This window comes from Pseudomonas palleroniana (assembly GCF_022836895.1).
Taxonomy (GTDB): Bacteria; Pseudomonadota; Gammaproteobacteria; order Pseudomonadales; family Pseudomonadaceae; genus Aquipseudomonas; species Aquipseudomonas palleroniana.
This window is the reverse complement of the sequence record NZ_CP092411.1, coordinates 397780-415838: the sequence shown is the minus strand read 5'-3', so window position 1 is coordinate 415838 and position 18059 is coordinate 397780. Positions and strand designations below refer to the sequence as shown.

Here is an 18059-nt window from a genome sequence, read left to right as displayed (position 1 = left end):
GAGCTTGTCTGGTTATCCACAATTGCTACGTAATAGCACGATCCGCCCTACTTCGGGTTGTCCGTTTGTGCGGTGTCAGTGACTTTGAAGCGCAACACGCCGATGACTTGCCCGTCTTCGGTCAGCACGCGCACTTGCCAGCGGCCCACCGAATCCGCCGGGAAGTTCTGCTTATGGGTCCAGGCGCGATAGCCTTCCTTGCGCCCGCCGTGGATATCCAGGGCAATGCGATCAACCTCTTTGCCATTGAATTTCCACACATGATAGATCCGCTCATCCAAGCCGCGCGGCGCGTTGATCGCGGTATAGGCGTATAGCCCGTCGCTGCGCAGTTGGGCGGCGTTGACCTCCTTGAGGTCATCGCCGGGCGTGCGATCTTGCAGTTGGGTGCTGATAGCCACCTCGGTCATCCACAACGTGGCCGGCGGCACCCAGGTGCGCAGGAACCAGCCGGCGCAACCAATGGCCGCCGTCACCCCCAGCAGCATCGCCCAGCCTTTGACGCTGCGCAGCGGCAGGCTTGCGGCCAGGCTTGGGATCGACAGTGCCATGGCCACGCCCAGGGCCAATTTGTAACTTTCGGCGGTGGTCAGGTGCAGGATGATTGGCAGCGCAGTGAGCAGCGCGGCGAACAGGGTCAAGGTGTGCAGTGCGAGGAACAGCGAGCGCTTGGGCGCCAGCCACTTGTAGTACAGCGGGTCGGTGATCGACACCAGTGCCGCTGCGCCGAGTAAACCGGTGAAGATCGATTGGCCGCTGTTCCATGTGGTGGTGACAAAGAAAAACGGCAACACAAAAAACAGACTCTCCTGATGGATCATCTGGGTGGCGTAGCGCAACAGGGGCTCGGGGATTTCCCGGTTGAAGACTTTGGCAAACAGTTGGGTAAAGCTGTTCTCCAGCATCAGCCACAGCCAGCTCACTAGCATGATCACCGCGATCCAACTGGCCATGCCTTGCTGGCGATCCACCAGAATGAAGCTGCACACGCCCGAGATAAAACCGCCGAGTGCGATCACCCCGGGGTAGCGCTTGATCAGCTCCAGGATTCGCTGGATAAGGGGCGGCAGGTTTGGCATGGGCGGTTCACAGTCGGAGTAGGAAAAATCGCCGGACAGAATAACGTCTTAGCCTGGTGTGCGGTGCTTCATTGCGTGATCCGTTTGCGATAAAGCCTGAGGCCAATCAATAGCATGGCGATCAGTCCCAGCACGCCGGCACCGATCCACGTCAGGGCGTCATAGCTCAATAGCGGCTTTTCGATGCGCCAATAGCCCGGCTGGTTGAAGACTTGGCGCATGGCCTGGTTGGTTTGCTCAAGGTTAACCGCCTTGATGCGTTTGACCGGGTCGCTGAAGTGTCCGTCGGCGTAGTCGCCCGATGCGCGCCAGTAATAGTCGGCCAACTCGCTGTTGCCCTGCACGGCCCAGGCTTGGCGCGCGATGGCGGCTTGTTGCAGGCGGCTGAAAGTGGCCGGGTCGAGGCCGTCCTTGAGCAATTGCGTCTTGAGGTCTTGCAGTACCTGTTCCGCTTCGCCGAGGTCGCCCCGTTCAAGGTCGGCATTCAGGCTCAGGAAACCTACGCCGCCGAGCACTTCGCGCTCACTCCAGGGGCCGTAGGACAAACCGTGCTTGAGGCGCAGTTGGCGGTACAACGCCCAGTCGAGGTAGTCCTTGAGCAGGTCGTAGGTTTCATCGTGCTGGTCGTCCAGCACCGGTTCCGGGAACAGCCAGTGCAACTTGGCGCCGTTACCGAGCCAGCCGTGGATCAAGTCACGGTGGCTGGCGGCGGCGTGCTGGATCTCCGGCAGCGGCCGATGCTCGCTCGGCTCCACCGGCTCAAGTTGACCATAGGTGCGTTCCAGATAAGCCGGCAGTACCTTGTCGAGCTCGCCGACGACGATCAGTGTCATGTTGTTGGGGGCATACCAATTTTTGCGCAGCGCCTCCAACTGATTGCGGGTCAGGTGGTTGACCTGAGCCCGTTCGGCGCATTTGAGTCCCAGTTCGACAGCCAGTTGATTGCTGGCGCTGTGGCCCAGGTCCTGGCGGTCGAGCAAGCGTTGCAGGTGCGAGTAATGGCCTCCGTCTTCGCGTTCGACCACTTGCTTGGCCGCATTGATGTGCGCGTCGGTGAGTTCGGTGCGGGTAATGATGGCCAGCAGCAGGTCCAGCACCTTGCGCTGGTTTTGTGCCGGCGCCTCGATCACAAAGGTGGTGTCGGCGTTGCTGGTATAGGCATTCCATTCGCCGCCCAAGGCTTGCATACGGTCTTCGAGGTCACCCTCGCCTGCGCCGTCGATGCCGCTGAAGAGCACATGTTCGAGCAGGTGCGGCAGTTCTTTGTCCTCACAACCGAAGTCATCCAGGCCGACACCGACCACCAGGCGGATGGCCACGTGCCCGCGCTCGGTGCCCGGCTTGAGCAGCAGTTGCAGGCCGTTGGGCAAGGTGTAGCCCTCGACGTGCAGGCGGTCAAAGGCAAAGGTATATGCCGAACCCATGAGCAGGCAGGCGAATAACAGGCGACGCATAACAAACTTCCCGGCGGGTGAGGTCCACTGTTAACTGACTTCACGCGCCATCGTACGTTCAGGGCGAATGGGTGATGTCGGCAATATCTTCAGTGGAGAGCGCACCGGTGTCAGAGGTTTCCAGCACCACATAAGCGCTGCTGCAAAACAGCGAGTTAAGGCGCTTCATGTCGGCAATCAGTTCCAGGTGCAGGGAACTGGTCTCCAGGCTTTGTACGATCTTGCGTTGCAGGCGGCTGACATGGGCGTGAGCCAAGCGCCGTTCCTGGGCACGAAAGCGGCGCTTCTCGCGCAGCAATTGCCGGGCACTTTCCGGGTCGGCGCTGAGGAATACCGACAGCCCCAGGCGCAGGTTGGCGATCAACTGGCCGTGCAGGCCAGTGAGTTCTTCCAGGCCCACTTCGGAAAACTGCCGGCGCTGGGAGGTTTTCTGCTGCTGGACTTTGCGCAGCATGCGTTCGATCAGGTCGCCGGCCAGTTTCAAGTTGATCGACAACTCGATGATCTCGGCCCAGCGGCGGCTGTCGTGTTCACTGAGGTCTTCGCGGGGCATTTGCGCGAGGTACAGCTTGATTGCGCTGTAGAGCGCCTCGACGTCATCGCTGAGGCTGCGCATTTCCTGGGTGATGGCGGTCTGTTTGCCGCGCAGCACTTCTTGCATGGCGGTGAGCATGTTGTCGATCAGGTCGCCCAGGCGCAGGGTTTCGCGGGCGGCGTTGGCCAGGGCCAGGCTGGGTGTATCCAGGGCGGCCGGGTCCAGATGGCGCGGCTTGGCTTTGCCATTGGTCTCCGGTTGTTCCGGCAGCAGCCAGGCGCAGAGACGGGCCATCGGGCCGATGCTGGGCAGCAGGATCAAGCAGCGGCTGACGTTGTAGAGCAGATGGAAGGTGATGACCATGCCCTGGGTGCTGAAGTCCAAACCGTCCATCCAGCGTACGAGGGGGTCGAGTATCGGAATGATCAGCAACAAGCCGATCAGTTTGTACAACAGGCTGCCCAGGGCCACCTGGCGTCCGGCGGCGTTCTGCATGTTGGTGCTGAGGAAGGCCAGCACGCCGCTGCCGATGTTGGCACCGATCACCAGGCCGATGGCCACGTGCAGGCCGATCACCCCGGCACCGGCCAGGGTCGCGGTCAGCAGCACAGCGGCCAGGCTGGAGTAGGAAATCATCGCGAACAGGGCGCCGACCAGGGCATCGAGCAAGATATCGCCGGTCAGCGAGGCAAAGATGACTTTGACGCCCTGGGCATGGGTAATCGGCCCGGCGGCTTCGACAATCAATTGCAGCGCCAGAATGATCAGGCCCAGGCCGATGCCGACACGGCCCATCTGCCCTGCCCGCGTCTGTTTGCGCGACAGGAAGAAAATCACCCCGAGAAAAATCAACAGCGGCGAAAGCCAGGACAAATCGAACGTCAGCACCCGCGCCATCAACGCTGTACCGACGTCGGCGCCGAGCATGGTTGCCAGGGCGGGCATCAACCCCATCAAGCCCTGGCCGACAAACGAAGTCACCAGCATGGCCGTGGCGTTACTGCTCTGCACCATGGCCGTCACCAGGATCCCGGCGACAAACGCCAACCAGCGTTTGGACATGTTCTGCCCGATGACTTGGCGCAAGTTGGAACCGTAGACCCGCAAGATGCCGGTACGGACGATGTGCGTGCCCCAGATCAGCAGGGTCACGGCGGAAAGCAGATTGAGCAAGGTCAGCATGCTCGGCCCCCCGTATAGGTGCGCTCCAAAAAGAGCGAAGGAAAGTTGCCGCGTGCCGTTCTACGTCTTGTAGTTAAGCTGTAGTTGGCGAATGGGCTCTGCGCCAGCATCGCATAGCTAAAGTGAGGTTTGAAATAAAACTGTCATGAAATCGACTTTTCGTGGATGAAAAAAAGAGGCTTAAAAAGCCTCTTTTTTTGTCTGGCTCGGGTTATTGACCCGGAATGTCCTTGCGCAGTTTCACCGGCTCCTGCTGTTTCTTCTTTTTCGCAATGGCGGTGCGCATCTTGATGTTGATCGCTTCCACCGCGAGCGAGAACGCCATGGCGAAGTAGACGTAGCCTTTTGGCACGTGCACGTCGAAGGATTCGGCGATCAGCACCGTACCCACCACCAGCAGGAACGACAGCGCCAGCATTTTCAGCGACGGGTGCTTGTCGATGAATTCGCTGATGGTGCCGGCGGCCATCATCATCACCAGTACGGCGACGATGATCGCGGCCACCATGACCGGCACATGGGACACCATGCCGACGGCGGTGATCACCGAGTCCAGGGAGAACACGATGTCGATGATCGCGATCTGGATAATGGTGTAGATGAACTTGCCACCGGCACCCTTGGGCTCGTCGTGAGTTTCGTCTTCGCCTTCGAGCGCGTGGTACATCTCCTGGGAGCTTTTCCACAACAGGAACAAGCCACCGAAGAACAGGATCAGGTCGCGCCCGGAAATGCCTTGGCCAAACACCACGAACAGATCGGCGGTGAGTTGCATCACCCAGGTGATCGACAGCAGCAACAGAATTCGCGTGACCATGGCCAGGGCCAGGCCGAAGATCCGGGTGCGGGCCTGCATATGCTTGGGCATGCGGCTGACCAGGATCGAAATCATGATGATGTTATCGATACCCAGGACGATCTCGAGGGCCGTCAGGGTGAAGAAGGCAATCCAGATTTCCGGATTGGTCAGCCATTCCATGTGTATTCCTTTGAGCGAGTGTTAAACCGCGCGGCTGTCGCGCCGCGCGGTGGGGTTGTTACGGTTATAGAGTGCTGAACAGCGGAAAAATCCCCATCAGCAACGCGGCGAACATTATGCACAGGCACACCAGCACTGCCCACTTGAGGGTGAAGCGCTGGTGATCGCCAAACTCGATGCCGGCCAGGGCCACCAGCAGGTAGGTCGAGGGTACCAACGGGCTCAGCAAGTGCACGGGCTGGCCAACGATGGAGGCGCGGGCCATTTCCACGGCGGTGATGCCGTAGTGGCTGGCGGCTTCGGCGAGTACTGGCAGTACGCCGTAGTAGAACGCATCGTTGGACATGAAGAAGGTGAACGGCATGCTCACCAAAGCGGTGATCACCGCCAGGTAAGGGCCCAGCGCATCCGGGATGACCGCCAGCAGGCTCTTGGACATGGCGTCGACCATGCCGGTGCCTGACAGGATGCCGGTGAAGATACCGGCGGCGAAGATCAGCCCGACGACCGCCAGCACACTCCCTGCGTGGGCCGCGACGCGGTCCTTCTGCTGTTGCAGGCACGGGTAGTTGACGATCATGGCGATACTGAACGCCACCATGAACAGCACCGGCAGCGGCAGCAGGCCTGCAATCAGGGTGCACATCAGGGCGAAGGTCAGCGCGCCGTTGAACCAGATCAACTTTGGACGGCGGGCGTCCGGGTATTGCGAGACGCTGATCTCGCTGTGGTCGATCTCGTCGCCCTGCAGGTGCAGCTCACCCAAGCGGGCACGCTCACGCTTGCCGTACAGGTAGGCAATCACCAGGATGGCAACCACACCAGCGGCCATGGCCGGGATCATCGGCACGAAGATGTCCGAGGGGTCCACATGCAGTGCACTGGCGGCGCGTGCGGTCGGGCCGCCCCAAGGCGTCATGTTCATCACGCCACCGGCGAGGATGATCAAGCCGGCCATGATTCGCGGGCTCATGCCGATGCGCTGGTACAACGGCAGCATGGCGGCCACGCAAATCATGTAAGTGGTGGCGCCGTCACCATCGAGGGACACCACCAGGGCCAGGACGGCGGTGCCGACCGAGACTTTCAGTGGGTCGCCCTTGACCATCTTGAGGATCTTGCGCACGGCCGGGTCGAACAGGCCGGAGTCGATCATCAGGGCAAAATAGAGAATGGCGAACATCAGCATCACGCCGGTCGGCGCAAGCTTGGTGATGCCCGCGAGCATCATCGGGCCTATCTCCGGTGCAAAGCCACCAAACAAGGCGAACAGGATCGGTACGATGATCAAGGCGATCAGCGCGGACAGGCGCTTGGTCATGATCAGGAACATGAACGTAATGACCATGGCAAAGCCAAGGAAAGTCAGCATAGGGAAACTCCAGGCGTAGCGCGTCTAGGGAATGGCGAACCGGGTGGGGTCAGCGCAGAACGAAAAGCACGAGGCGTACGGGGGGAGTAGGGCTGAACAGGCGGGTACGGACGGACATCGGGAATCACCATTGTTGTTGTTAACAGTCGGTCTGTTGCCGACAGTGGGGCGATCCTAGACTTGAAACCTTTCAACCAGCTTTCGCTGAGTAAACAGGTGGTGGTGGACAGATGCGCGGTCTATGAATTTATGTAGATCCCACATTTGGACGGTGTTTGGCAGTGATTTTTCAGGGCAGTTCGAGACCGCCGGCGGCCTTGTGCAGTTGGCGCAGATGCTCGCCCATTTGCTTGAGGTTGGCTTCGCAGGCGGCAATCTCGTCGGCACGGGAAGGGTCCAGCAGCGCCCTGACCTCTTTATCCAGATCGCCGGTCAACGACTGCAATTGCTTCTGGCGCTCGGCGCTTTCCGATTCCAGGCGTTTGGACTCCGACGGTTGCGGCAGGCCGTAGCCACCGCTGCCCAGCAGTTCAGCCGGACGGCTGAGGAAGCCACTGTTGGCGAGGATTTGCTGCAGGGTGTTGTTGGCTTGTTCCATGCCACCGTTTTTCAGCTCGCGGGCGTTGAGGTAGCGTTGCTTGACTTCGTCCTGGGCCAGCATCAGTTGTCTGCGATAGCTGGCTTGTTCCAGCAGTAGCAGGGCGGCGCTGGTGCGTAAGTCGGCCTGGCTGAACCACTGTCGTCGCTCGGCCGCACTCAGGGACAGCCAATCTTCAACCTGGGTCTGCTGGATTGGCAGGCGTTTGCGCAGCACATCAAACATTGCCTGATAGCGTTCGCGGAACGAGTCGAAGTGATAGCCCAGGCGCAATGCCTCGCGTTTGTCGTCAAGTACGCTGGTATCGGCCAGGCCGCGGGCGCTGAGTACTTCCAGCAAGCCGTTGGGGGTGATGTTATCCAGGCCGGTCAGTTGTGGATTGGCGCTGCCGCTGCGCAACAGTTTCAGACTTTCCACCGCGCAGTTGTTGGAGATGAAGAAGTAGTTGCCGTCGTAGCTCCAGTGCATTTCGGCGGCGTGCTCGACGGTGTCGGTGATCTCCTGGCGGTTGAGCTTCAGTGGCACCGAGGCCAGGCCGCGCAGTTCCGTCTTGGTGTACTCATCGATCACCTGGGCCAGCGGCAGTACGAACAATCGCGACGGGTATTTGCCGACCAGGCCATCCCAGCTCGACAGTTGCACGTCACCCACGAAAGCGCGGTACGACAGCACCAGGTGCTGGTCGAGGTCCAGGCGACAGTCCGGGCCGCGCGGGCGGCCCGGTGCGCAGATTACCAGGCGCAACATGCTGTGGCCCCAGCGGCTCACTAGGTTCTGGTTGGCTTCGGCCAGCAGGTAGTCGATTTCGTAGACGCGCTCGGGGTCGACCTGACCCAGCGGCGTCTTGGCAAAGTCGTTGCCGGCATTCAGGAACGCGTAGGTCTTGGCGCAGGTGTCCTGCTCAGGTGGTGCCCAGCCGAAGTGTTCCTTGTAGTAGCGAAACAGCGCAGGGCGGCGGCAGGCGTAGCTGGGGTCGAGGAGAAAATACTCCATGTTGACCGCTACGAACTCCAGTGGGCTGGTGGTTTCGTAGAGATCCGGGCTGCGCGCAACTTGATGGTTGTGTTGCTCGCGCTCACCGCGACGGCCGACGTATTGCGGCCAGCCGGCTAGGTCGAGCAGGCGGGGGTCGTCGCTGAGGGTAAAGCGGCGGTCATTCTGACCCCGGCATTGATCGGGCAGGCCGATCAGGCCGGTGATGTTGTTCTGGCGGCTGCAGCGATTGATCAGAGCGCGGTCGTCTTTGGACCATAGGCGTGCACGATCGTAGATATGGGTCAGTTCATGCAGCACAGTGGCGAGCATTTCCCGGCGCACGGTGCCGTGGGGGCGATTGGTTTTCTGGGTGGCGGCGCTGCCATCGGTCAGGCTGGCGAGCAGGTTCCGGTTGAGGTCCAACTCGGACACCAGAGAAGCCTGGCCGTAGGCGTTTTCCGGCATCTTGTCGGTCCAGCCGACATCGATGCGCCGGTCCAACTGCTCGATAAAGCGCGGCGGCAAGGAGCGCATCGCTTCATCGAGCAATGCCTGGCTGGCCTGCTGTTCGGCCGGGCTCAAACCCTCGGTTATGAGCCTCAGTTGCAGGCTGGCCTGGGCGGTACCTGCACACAGCAGCACAGCCCAGGCCAGTAGCCAGGCGGCGACGCGCCTCACAGTGCGAGGATGGCTTCAGCGAGAGTCTGGTCACTGGCATCGCGGGCTTCAGGTACGCGAGTTCGCAAGGTGTCGAAAGCAGCTTCCAGTTGGGCGCCGCGGATCTCGCCATTGGAGGCGACGAAACTGGCTGCGTCATCGTGGGCTTCACGCACGATTTTGGAATCGCGGATGGAGGTGGTGGTGTCCGAAGTGAAATCAATCGTGCGGGCCGAAGCACGTACGATGATGTTACTGGTGGCTTTCAGGGTTTGCGCGTGGGCGACATCGGCCAACAACAGCAGGCCGAGAGCGGCGGCGATCAGCGGGCTACGCATGGACTAACTCCAGAATACAAAGATGACTATTGGACGAGAATTGCTTGCGCCAGTTCAAGGTCGCTGGCGTTAAGTTTTGGCTGGGTACGGCGCAGGTAATCCAGTGCGGATTCCAGTCGGGCGCCCCGCCATTGGCCGTCTGTGGCTATATACGCGGCAGCGTCATCCCGGGCGGCCAGTATTCTTTTTCTGTCAAAGGGCGCTGATGTCACCTTGCTGGTGGCATAGGCACTGATGACGGTGCTCTGGGTGGACACATCAAAGGCTGATGCCAGTGGTGACCAGCAGGCGCAAATCAATACAGGAACAAACAACAGGCGGTATGAAAATGCCATGGGTCTCGACAACTGAAAGCGAGCGCCAAGGCTAGCGCAATGCCCGGGCGAGAGCCAGCGGCGATGCGTCCGGGAGCGGCGGCGCTCCCGGAATTTCATCTGCGATCAGATTGCCAGGATTGCCTGGGCCAACTGCGCATCAGTCGCGGTATTCAACTGTGGCGCTTGTTGGCGGATGTGAGCCAGGGCGCTTTCCAGTTTCACGCCACGGATGGCGCCTTCGCTGGCGACGAAGCTGGCGGCGTCGTCACGGGCGGCTTGTACCACCTTGTGGTCACGCAAGGAGGAGGTTGCATCGGAGCTGGCATCGGAAGTGGCTTTGAGCGCACCGACGATCGAGTCAGTGGTCACGATGAGGCTGCTCGCGTTGGCGTTGGCAGTGATGGCCAACAGGGCAGCAGCACTCAGCAGGCGGAGACGGGACATGGGTTAACTCCTGTAGATAGACAAATAATGCGGCGCAGAGCGGCCACTGTGAAACGGACATGGGTGCTATTGGGCATCAGACGTCTGTTCTACAAAGTTCGCCACGTGGTGGTGGATATTAAGCCGTCATCTGTCCGTTCGGAAGCCTGCAATTTAATTGTACTGGTGTTTTTTGGAATTTATAAAACTGTACTAGTCCACGTAAACCAGGCCGCTGATTCGGCGCCCATAAACAGCAAAGCCCGCCTCCGGTTTCCCGGGGCGGGCTTTGCTTTGACAAATCAGGGTGCTGGCGGTGGACCCGGCGGGTCAGGGCCAGCGGGCGCCAATTAGCGCCAGAACGGCTTGCTCAGCTCTTCGTAGCGTTGAGCTTCGCTGATACCGGCGTCAGCCAGCAGACGCGAATCCAGACGAGCCAGTTGGTGGCGGCTGGAGATGCGGCGCTGCCACAACATCAGGTTGGCGAGAACGCGCAAAGGCAGGGAAGCCTGGGAGTTTACAGCTTTTTCTTCGAAGAACAGTTCGGAACTGAGTGTACGTTCCATGATGACATCCTTCCGCTTGTGGCGGGATTAGGTAGTGGTTTAACTGATGCCAATGATCCTCCTCTCGCGCAAGACTCTCTAGATACAGTTCACCTGTATTGTGAGAGGCCAGTTAACTGTTTATAGGTGCTGTACTGTACGGAAATAGGGCAACTGTACCTGTCTGCACTGAAACAGTGCGAAATAGGCATTTTCGGTGAGGGGAGTAGGATAATTTGGTAGGAAAAGACCGGTACAGCAGTACAGTTTTTTACGGATGTGTGGTTTGACCTGCCGAGCTGATGAAACTGTGTTTGCATCAGCCCGGATCTGTACCAATCAAGCCTTGAGCATATGCCCGGTTTCTTCCAGGTTGATGTGCCAACTCAGTGCTTCGCGCAGGATGTGTGGAGTATGCCCACCGATTGCACAGGCCGCGTCGAAGTAGCGGTTGAGCGCATCGCGGTAGGCCGGGTGCACGCAGTTGTCGATGATCACGCGGGCCCGTTCCCGCGGCGCGAGGCCGCGCAGGTCGGCCAGGCCGACTTCGGTTACCAGGATGTCGACATCATGTTCGGTGTGGTCCACATGGCTGACCATCGGTACCACGCTGGAAATCGCGCCGCCCTTGGCTATCGACTTGGTCACAAAGATCGCCAGGTGTGCGTTGCGGGCGAAATCCCCGGAGCCGCCGATGCCGTTCATCATCCGCGTACCGCAGACGTGGGTGGAGTTGACGTTGCCGTAGATGTCGAACTCCAGCGCGGTATTGATACCGATAATGCCCAGGCGGCGCACCACTTCCGGATGGTTGGAGATCTCCTGCGGGCGCAGTACCAGCTTGTCTTTATAGTGTTCCAGGTTGCCGAATACATCGGCATTGCGCCGTTCCGACAGCGTGATCGAGCTGCCGGATGCAAAACTCAGCTTGCCGGCGTCGATCAGGTCGAACGTCGAATCCTGCAACACTTCCGAGTACATGGTCAGTTCTTCGAACGGCGATTCGATCAGGCCGCACATCACTGCGTTGGCGATATTGCCGATACCGGCCTGCAGCGGACCCAGTTTGTTGGTCATGCGCCCAGCGTCCACTTCTTGCTTGAGGAAGTTGATCAGGTGATTGGCGATGCCCTGCGTGTCGCTGTCGGGCGGCGTCACGGTTGAGGCTGAGTCGGCCTGGTTGGTGATCACAATGGCGACGATTTTTTCCGGTGGGATCGGAATTGCAGTGCTGCCGATGCGGTCGTCGACTTTGACCAGCGGAATCGGTGTGCGCGTCGGCCGGTAAGTCGGGATATAGATGTCGTGCAGCCCTTCCAGATTCGGGTTGTGCGCCAGGTTGATCTCGACGATGACCTGCTTGGCGAATATCGCAAAGCTGGCCGAGTTGCCCACGGAGGTGGTCGGTACGATGTGCCCTTGTTCGGTAATCGCCACGGCTTCGATCACCGCGATGTCCGGCAACTTGAGTTGGTTGTTGCGCAGTTGCTCGACCGTTTCCGACAAATGCTGGTCGATAAACATCACTTCGCCGGCGTTAATCGCCTTGCGTAGGGTGCTGTCGACCTGGAATGGCATGCGACGGGACAGCACGCCGGCTTCGGTCAGCTGTTTGTCCAGGTCGTTGCCCAGGCTGGCGCCGGTCATCAGGGTGATTTTCAGTGGAGAGGTCTTGGCGCGTTCCGCCAGTGCATGCGGAACGGCCTTGGCTTCACCGGCACGGGTGAAGCCGCTCATGCCGACGGTCATGCCGTCCTCGATCAGTGCGGCGGCGTCGGCCGGGCTCATGACCTTATTCAACAGCGAAGGCAAGCGGATACGATCACGGTACATGAATGGTTATCTCAGGCTACGGAAGCAAGGTGCGCAGTTTAGTGATTTCAAAAAAATTCGGCCCGCTACCATGGTCGAATGCCGGGCAGCGATTTAGAGCCTTTGGTCGGGTTTCATCAGGTCAATAAAAAACCCCAGCCTACCGGAGGCCAGGGTTTTGGGTATTGCGCTGGCGCAGTGTTATTCGACGGCCTTGACCATATCTTCGATGACCTTCTTGGCGTCGCCGAAGACCATCATGGTCTTGTCCAGGTAGAACAACTCGTTATCCAGGCCGGCGTAACCGCTGGCCATCGAACGTTTGTTGACGATGATCGTCTTGGCCTTGAACGCTTCGAGGATCGGCATGCCGGCGATCGGTGAGTTCGGGTCGTTCTTGGCGGCTGGGTTGACCACGTCGTTGGCGCCCAACACCAGCACCACATCGGCCTGGCCGAATTCAGAGTTGATGTCTTCCATCTCGAACACTTGGTCGTAAGGCACTTCGGCCTCGGCGAGCAGCACGTTCATGTGCCCTGGCATCCGACCGGCCACCGGGTGGATCGCGTACTTCACGGTGACACCGTGGTGGGTCAGCTTCTCGGTCAGCTCCTTGAGCGCGTGTTGCGCCCGAGCCACCGCGAGGCCATAGCCCGGCACGATGATCACGGTGTCGGCGTTGGTCAGCAGGAACGTCGCGTCGTCGGCCGAGCCCGACTTCACTGGGCGCGCTTCCTTGGAACCGGTCGCCGCGCCGGCGTCCGAGGTATTGCCGAAACCACCCAGCAATACATTAAAGAAGGAGCGGTTCATTGCCTTGCACATGATGTACGACAGGATCGCGCCGCTGGAGCCTACCAGGGAGCCGGCGATGATCAGCATCGAGTTGTTCAGCGAGAAGCCGATACCCGCCGCTGCCCAGCCGGAGTAGCTGTTGAGCATCGATACGACGACGGGCATGTCGGCGCCGCCAATCGGGATGATGATCAGCACGCCGAGCACGAAGGCCAGGGCCAGCATCAGCGCGAACGCTGTGAGGTTGCCCGTGAACATGAACGCCAGGCCCAGGCCCAATGTTGCGAGGCCGAGCACCAGGTTCAGCTTGTGCTGGCCGCCGAACTGTACGGGTGCGCCCTGGAACAGGCGGAACTTGTACTTGCCCGACAGTTTGCCGAACGCGATCACTGAGCCTGAGAAGGTAATCGCACCGATGGCGGCACCGAGGAACAGCTCCAGGCGGTTGCCGGCAGGGATCGAGTCGCCCAGGTGTTTGACGATACCCAGGGATTGCGGCTCGACCACGGCGGCAATCGCGATGAACACGGCTGCCAGGCCGATCATGCTGTGCATGAAGGCTACCAGCTCCGGCATCTTGGTCATTTCTACGCGCTTGGCCATGATCGAGCCGGCCGTGCCGCCGATCAGCAGGCCGACAATCACGTAGCCGATACCGGCGGTGGCCAGCTCCGCGCCGAGCTTATAGATGAGGCCTACGGTGGTGAGTACAGCCAGCGCCATGCCGAGCATGCCGAACAGGTTGCCACGTCGCGAGGTGGTGGGGTGCGACAGGCCTTTGAGGGCCTGGATGAAGCAGATCGACGCGATCAGGTAGAGCGTCGTTACCAGGTTCATACTCATTACTTCTGCACCTCTTCTTTAACTTTGGGCGCTTTCTTCTTGAACATCTCCAGCATCCTGCGAGTGACCAGGAAGCCGCCGAATACGTTGACCGCCGCCAGGGCGACAGCCAGGGTGCCCATGGTCTTGCCCAGTGGCGTCACGGTGAGTGCCGCGGCCAGCATGGCGCCGACGATGACAATTGCGGAAATAGCGTTGGTCACGGCCATCAATGGCGTGTGCAGTGCGGGGGTAACGTTCCAGACCACGTGATAACCGACATAAATGGCCAGCACAAAGATGATCAGGTTGTAGATACCGGGGGAGATAAGCTCTTCCATCGTCTGAATCCCTGCTTAGGCGTTTTTGCGGATGACTTGGCCGTCGCGGCACATCAGGCACGCGGCGACGATGTCGTCTTCGAGGTTGATTTCAAACTGCCCTTCCTTGGTGAAGACCAGCTTCAGGAAGTCCAGCAGGTTGCGCGCATACAAGGCAGACGCGTCCGCGGCGACGGCACCGGCCAGGTTGGTTGGGCCGCAAATGATGACGCCGTTTTCCACCACTACCTGGTCAGCCACGGTCAGCGGGCAGTTGCCGCCTTGGGCGGCCGCGAGGTCGATGACCACTGACCCCGGCTTCATTTGTGCAACCGTTTCCGCGCTCAGCAGAGTCGGTGCCTTACGGCCTGGAATCAACGCGGTGGTGATGATGATGTCAGCCTGCTTGGCGCGTTCGCGCACCGCCAGGGCCTGGCGCTGCATCCAGCTGCTCGGCATCGGGCGTGCGTAACCACCGACACCGACGGCGCATTCGCGCTCTTCATCGGTTTCGTACGGAACGTCGACGAACTTGGCGCCGAGGGATTCGATCTGCTCTTTGACGGCCGGGCGCACGTCGGAAGCTTCGATCACTGCACCCAGACGTTTCGCTGTCGCGATAGCCTGGAGACCGGCAACCCCGGCACCCAGGATCAGTACACGGGCAGCCTTAACGGTGCCTGCGGCGGTCATCAGCATCGGCATGAAGCGTGGGTAGTGGTGAGCGGCGAGCAACACGGCTTTATAGCCGGCAATGTTGGCCTGGGAGGACAGCACATCCAGGCTCTGGGCCCGCGACGTGCGTGGAGCGGCTTCGAGTGCGAATGCAGTGATGCCGTGCTCGGCCAGCTTGGCGATGGTTTCGTTGCTGAACGGATTGAGCATGCCCACCAATACGGTACCGCTTTTGATCAGCGCCAGTTCGCTGTCGCTGGGGGCAACCACCTTGAGAATCAGCTCGGCACCCAATGCATCGTTGGCACTGCCAATGGTTGCGCCTGCCGTTTCATAGGCACTGTCGACGATGCTGGCTTTGACGCCCGCTCCGCTTTGCACAGTGACCTTATGGCCCTGGCCGATCAGCTTCTTGATGGTTTCCGGGGTGGCAGCCACCCGCGTTTCACCGGTCTGGGTTTCGAGAGGAACACCAATGTGCACGTCAAATCTCCTGCATGATCTTTTTGCTTTTGATCTTTTTGTAAAAAGGCCAGTGCACCGCGAGTGGCGCATCTGGGGCGGCCGATCAGCACGATCCCGCTGAAATGACAGCGGGGCGCGGCATTTTGCAGGCGAACTTTACGGCCTTCAAGAGATTATGACGGGTGACGAAAAATTAACTACAAGTCACCCTGTGACTGATTGTCGCAATGCACTGGAATAACCTCTTTAAATACAGGTGTTTAAAGGTATTAAGATGTTTTTTTGGTTTTTTTGCATCGTTGCTGTGAATGGTCGCGTATTGGCCGTTTTAAGTCGCTACAGGCCATGTAGATTGTGGCTTTTGGCCTCATTTTTTATCAATCAGTACAGTCTGCTTAAATGCGACATATACGTATATCTGTAGGATTAAAATTTATTTGACTACACGGTCAATAATCCGGGATTTCCCCTTTAAATGCTTGGGATGTAGCGTTGTGATTGATCGATCAGCCAATCCCTGAATGCGTGCAATGACGCTGATTCGACTTTTCGCTCGGGAATCATCAGGTGGTAAGCCTTCGAGCTGCTCAGTGCCTTGGCGTTGGCAATCACCAACTGCCTCTCATCCAGCTCGCGTTGGATGAGAAAGGGTGGAATCAGGGCGATGCCCATGTCATGCATGGCTGCCTGGGACAACATCGAGAATAGCTCGTAACGGGGGCCTGTCATGTCGCGGGGTATGTTCAAGTGTTGCGCGTTGAACCATTGGCGCCAGGCATAGGGTCGAGTGGTTTGCTGCAGCAGCGGCAGTTCTGCGATCTGCTGGGGGCTGAAGTGAGTGTGGGTACCCAGTAAGCGCGGGCTGCACACGGGAACCGGGTTTTCACCCATCAGTCGATGGGATTCGGTGCCGGACCAGTCGGCATCGCCAAAGTAGATTGCGGCATCGAACTCGGTGTCGGCAAACAGAAAGGGGCGCGTGCGATTGGTCAGGTTGACCGTGACTTCCGGGTGCTGGCGTTGAAAATCCTTGAGCCGTGGGATCAGCCATTGAGTGCCGAAAGTAGGGACTACGGCCAGTTCGATGACATTAGTGCCCTGCTGCCCCATGACCGACAAGGTGTCGCGTTCCACGGCATCCAATTGCATGGCGACGCGACGGCTATAGGACAGCCCTGCTTCCGTCAGCTTTACCCCGCGCCGCGAGCGCCGAAACAGCTCGACACTTAAAAACTCTTCAAGACTGGCGATCTGTCGACAGATGGCGCCCTGGGTAATGGAAAGCTCATGCGCCGCCTTGGTAAAGCTCTCGTGGCGGGCCGCCGCTTCGAAACTGACGAGGGCGGTGGTACTGGGGATTTTTCTGCGCATGTACGGTGTACTCACTTATAAAACGCGTGTGTGTGGTTCTTGGCGTTTTCGAAGTGAGAAATTAGCACAACCCTATGAGGAAACCTCGTTTGCCCTCTGCGTTTGCTCGGCCTAGGCTCCATCCACGACTTCTGATTCTTTGCGCGAGGACTTATTCATGGCTGGCAAGGCAAGCTTCAACTGGATCGATCCGCTGTTGTTGGATCAACAGCTCACCGAAGAAGAGCGCATGGTGCGTGACAGCGCTGAGCAATTTGCCCAGGACAAGCTGGCGCCGCGTGTCCTCGAAGCTTTCCGCCATGAAAAAACCGACCCTGCGATCTTCCGTGAAATGGGGGAAACCGGCCTGCTGGGGGCGATGATTCCCGAGCAGTACGGTGGCAGTGGTTTGAACTACGTCAGCTATGGGCTGATTGCGCGTGAAGTAGAGCGCGTAGATTCCGGCTATCGTTCGATGATGAGTGTGCAGTCATCACTGGTCATGGTGCCGATCAATGAATTTGGTACTGAGGCGCAGAAGCAGAAGTACCTGCCGAAATTGGCCTCTGGCGAATGGATTGGCTGTTTTGGCCTGACCGAACCCAATCATGGGTCTGACCCGGGCGCAATGATTACCCGCGCGCGCAAGGTGGAGGGTGGCTACAGTCTGACGGGCGCCAAAATGTGGATCACCAATAGCCCCATCGCCGATGTGTTTGTGGTGTGGGGCAAGGACGATGCCGGTGATATCCGTGGTTTTGTCTTGGAGAAAGGCTGGAAAGGTCTGAGCGCTCCGGCGATTCATGGCAAGGTTGGGTTGCGTGCTTCCATCACTGGCGAGATCGTCATGGATAACGTGTTTGTGCCGCAAGAGAATATCTTCCCGGATGTGCGAGGTTTGAAAGGGCCGTTCACCTGCCTCAACTCTGCGCGTTACGGTATTTCCTGGGGGGCGTTGGGTGCAGCTGAATTTTGCTGGCATACCGCCCGTCAATACACCCTCGATCGTCAGCAGTTCGGCCGTCCTTTGGCGGCGACCCAACTGATCCAGAAGAAGCTGGCCGACATGCAAACCGAGATCACTCTCGCCCTGCAAGGCTGCCTGCGTCTGGGGCGCATGAAGGATGAGGGTACGGCCGCGGTTGAGATTACCTCGATCATGAAGCGCAACTCGTGTGGCAAGTCCCTGGATATCGCGCGTATGGCGCGGGACATGCTGGGGGGTAACGGTATCTCCGATGAGTTCGGCGTCGCGCGTCACTTGGTCAACCTGGAGGTGGTGAATACCTACGAAGGTACTCATGACGTGCATGCCCTGATCCTGGGGCGTGCACAAACCGGTCTTCAGGCCTTCTATTAATAGGAG

Annotated in this window: 16 protein-coding genes; 1 reads left to right on the top strand and 15 read right to left on the bottom strand. The window is 59.3% G+C overall.

Annotation, left to right across the window (positions count from 1 at the left end; genetic code table 11):
• Positions 1–47: 47 nt before the first annotated feature.
• The 15 genes from MJP36_RS01705 to MJP36_RS01635 form a co-directional block, all read right to left on the bottom strand.
• Positions 48–1079: a DUF5924 family protein gene (locus tag MJP36_RS01705; RefSeq protein WP_060756474.1), complete on the bottom strand. Its 1032-nt coding sequence runs from the start codon at positions 1077–1079 to the stop codon at positions 48–50.
• Between the two features lie 68 nt (positions 1080–1147).
• Positions 1148–2533, bottom strand: coding sequence for a M16 family metallopeptidase (locus tag MJP36_RS01700; protein ID WP_244384738.1), 1386 nt, complete (start codon positions 2531–2533; stop codon positions 1148–1150).
• 58 nt (positions 2534–2591) lie between these two features.
• Positions 2592–4250, bottom strand: a complete 1659-nt coding sequence (locus MJP36_RS01695; protein ID WP_060756472.1) for a Na/Pi cotransporter family protein — start codon at positions 4248–4250, stop codon at positions 2592–2594.
• A gap of 211 nt (positions 4251–4461) precedes the next feature.
• Positions 4462–5229: a TerC family protein gene (locus MJP36_RS01690; RefSeq protein ID WP_060756471.1), complete on the bottom strand. Its 768-nt coding sequence runs from the start codon at positions 5227–5229 to the stop codon at positions 4462–4464.
• A 64-nt stretch (positions 5230–5293) separates the two neighbouring features.
• Positions 5294–6601 (bottom strand): CitMHS family transporter, encoded by a 1308-nt coding sequence (locus MJP36_RS01685; protein ID WP_060756470.1) that lies wholly within the window; start codon positions 6599–6601, stop codon positions 5294–5296.
• Between the two features lie 289 nt (positions 6602–6890).
• Positions 6891–8852, bottom strand: coding sequence for a DUF7844 domain-containing protein (locus MJP36_RS01680; protein ID WP_060756469.1), 1962 nt, complete (start codon positions 8850–8852; stop codon positions 6891–6893).
• Positions 8849–9169: a DUF2388 domain-containing protein gene (locus MJP36_RS01675; protein ID WP_060756468.1), complete on the bottom strand. Its 321-nt coding sequence runs from the start codon at positions 9167–9169 to the stop codon at positions 8849–8851. Before MJP36_RS01675 ends, MJP36_RS01680 begins: the two co-directional genes overlap by 4 nt.
• Before the next feature lie 26 nt (positions 9170–9195).
• Positions 9196–9504: a DUF2388 domain-containing protein gene (locus tag MJP36_RS01670; protein ID WP_081087082.1), complete on the bottom strand. Its 309-nt coding sequence runs from the start codon at positions 9502–9504 to the stop codon at positions 9196–9198.
• Between the two features lie 105 nt (positions 9505–9609).
• Positions 9610–9930, bottom strand: a complete 321-nt coding sequence (locus MJP36_RS01665) for a DUF2388 domain-containing protein (protein WP_060756467.1) — start codon at positions 9928–9930, stop codon at positions 9610–9612.
• Between the two features lie 329 nt (positions 9931–10259).
• The gene (locus MJP36_RS01660; RefSeq protein ID WP_003170833.1) at positions 10260–10475 is read right to left on the bottom strand and encodes a DUF1127 domain-containing protein; all 216 of its coding nucleotides are present in this window, start codon (positions 10473–10475) and stop codon (positions 10260–10262) included.
• Between the two features lie 318 nt (positions 10476–10793).
• Entirely contained in the window at positions 10794–12287 is a 1494-nt protein-coding gene (locus MJP36_RS01655) for an acetyl-CoA hydrolase/transferase family protein (RefSeq protein WP_060756466.1), read from the bottom strand.
• A gap of 180 nt (positions 12288–12467) precedes the next feature.
• Complete coding sequence (locus tag MJP36_RS01650; protein WP_060756465.1) at positions 12468–13904, bottom strand: NAD(P)(+) transhydrogenase (Re/Si-specific) subunit beta; 1437 nt, start codon at positions 13902–13904, stop codon at positions 12468–12470.
• The gene (locus MJP36_RS01645) at positions 13904–14224 is read right to left on the bottom strand and encodes an NAD(P) transhydrogenase subunit alpha part 2 (RefSeq protein WP_025854291.1); all 321 of its coding nucleotides are present in this window, start codon (positions 14222–14224) and stop codon (positions 13904–13906) included. The genes MJP36_RS01650 and MJP36_RS01645 overlap by 1 nt, the downstream gene beginning before the upstream one ends.
• 15 nt (positions 14225–14239) lie before the next feature.
• Positions 14240–15361, bottom strand: a complete 1122-nt coding sequence (locus MJP36_RS01640; protein ID WP_244384737.1) for a Re/Si-specific NAD(P)(+) transhydrogenase subunit alpha — start codon at positions 15359–15361, stop codon at positions 14240–14242.
• 453 nt (positions 15362–15814) lie between these two features.
• Complete coding sequence (locus tag MJP36_RS01635; protein ID WP_244384732.1) at positions 15815–16714, bottom strand: LysR family transcriptional regulator; 900 nt, start codon at positions 16712–16714, stop codon at positions 15815–15817.
• Positions 16715–16871: 157 nt separating this feature from the next.
• Here MJP36_RS01635 and MJP36_RS01630 point away from each other — a divergent pair, with 157 nt between their 5' ends.
• On the top strand, positions 16872–18053 hold the full coding sequence (locus tag MJP36_RS01630) for an acyl-CoA dehydrogenase (RefSeq protein ID WP_090367687.1): 1182 nt from the start codon (positions 16872–16874) through the stop codon (positions 18051–18053).
• Positions 18054–18059 lie beyond the last annotated feature (6 nt).

Excerpts from the sequence above, each read along its gene's own strand:
- MJP36_RS01705 (WP_060756474.1), bottom strand. The coding sequence starts at position 1,079 with ATGCCAAACCTGCCGCCCCTTATCCAGCGAATCCTGGAGCTGATCAAG.
- MJP36_RS01700 (WP_244384738.1), bottom strand. The coding sequence starts at position 2,533 with ATGCGTCGCCTGTTATTCGCCTGCCTGCTCATGGGTTCGGCATATACC.
- MJP36_RS01695 (WP_060756472.1), bottom strand. The coding sequence starts at position 4,250 with ATGCTGACCTTGCTCAATCTGCTTTCCGCCGTGACCCTGCTGATCTGG.
- MJP36_RS01690 (WP_060756471.1), bottom strand. The coding sequence starts at position 5,229 with ATGGAATGGCTGACCAATCCGGAAATCTGGATTGCCTTCTTCACCCTG.
- MJP36_RS01685 (WP_060756470.1), bottom strand. The coding sequence starts at position 6,601 with ATGCTGACTTTCCTTGGCTTTGCCATGGTCATTACGTTCATGTTCCTG.
- MJP36_RS01675 (WP_060756468.1), bottom strand. The coding sequence starts at position 9,169 with ATGCGTAGCCCGCTGATCGCCGCCGCTCTCGGCCTGCTGTTGTTGGCC.
- MJP36_RS01670 (WP_081087082.1), bottom strand. The coding sequence starts at position 9,504 with ATGGCATTTTCATACCGCCTGTTGTTTGTTCCTGTATTGATTTGCGCC.
- MJP36_RS01665 (WP_060756467.1), bottom strand. The coding sequence starts at position 9,930 with ATGTCCCGTCTCCGCCTGCTGAGTGCTGCTGCCCTGTTGGCCATCACT.
- MJP36_RS01660 (WP_003170833.1), bottom strand. The coding sequence starts at position 10,475 with ATGGAACGTACACTCAGTTCCGAACTGTTCTTCGAAGAAAAAGCTGTA.
- MJP36_RS01655 (WP_060756466.1), bottom strand. The coding sequence starts at position 12,287 with ATGTACCGTGATCGTATCCGCTTGCCTTCGCTGTTGAATAAGGTCATG.
- MJP36_RS01650 (WP_060756465.1), bottom strand. The coding sequence starts at position 13,904 with ATGAGTATGAACCTGGTAACGACGCTCTACCTGATCGCGTCGATCTGC.
- MJP36_RS01645 (WP_025854291.1), bottom strand. The coding sequence starts at position 14,224 with ATGGAAGAGCTTATCTCCCCCGGTATCTACAACCTGATCATCTTTGTG.
- MJP36_RS01635 (WP_244384732.1), bottom strand. The coding sequence starts at position 16,714 with ATGCGCAGAAAAATCCCCAGTACCACCGCCCTCGTCAGTTTCGAAGCG.
- MJP36_RS01630 (WP_090367687.1), top strand. The coding sequence starts at position 16,872 with ATGGCTGGCAAGGCAAGCTTCAACTGGATCGATCCGCTGTTGTTGGAT.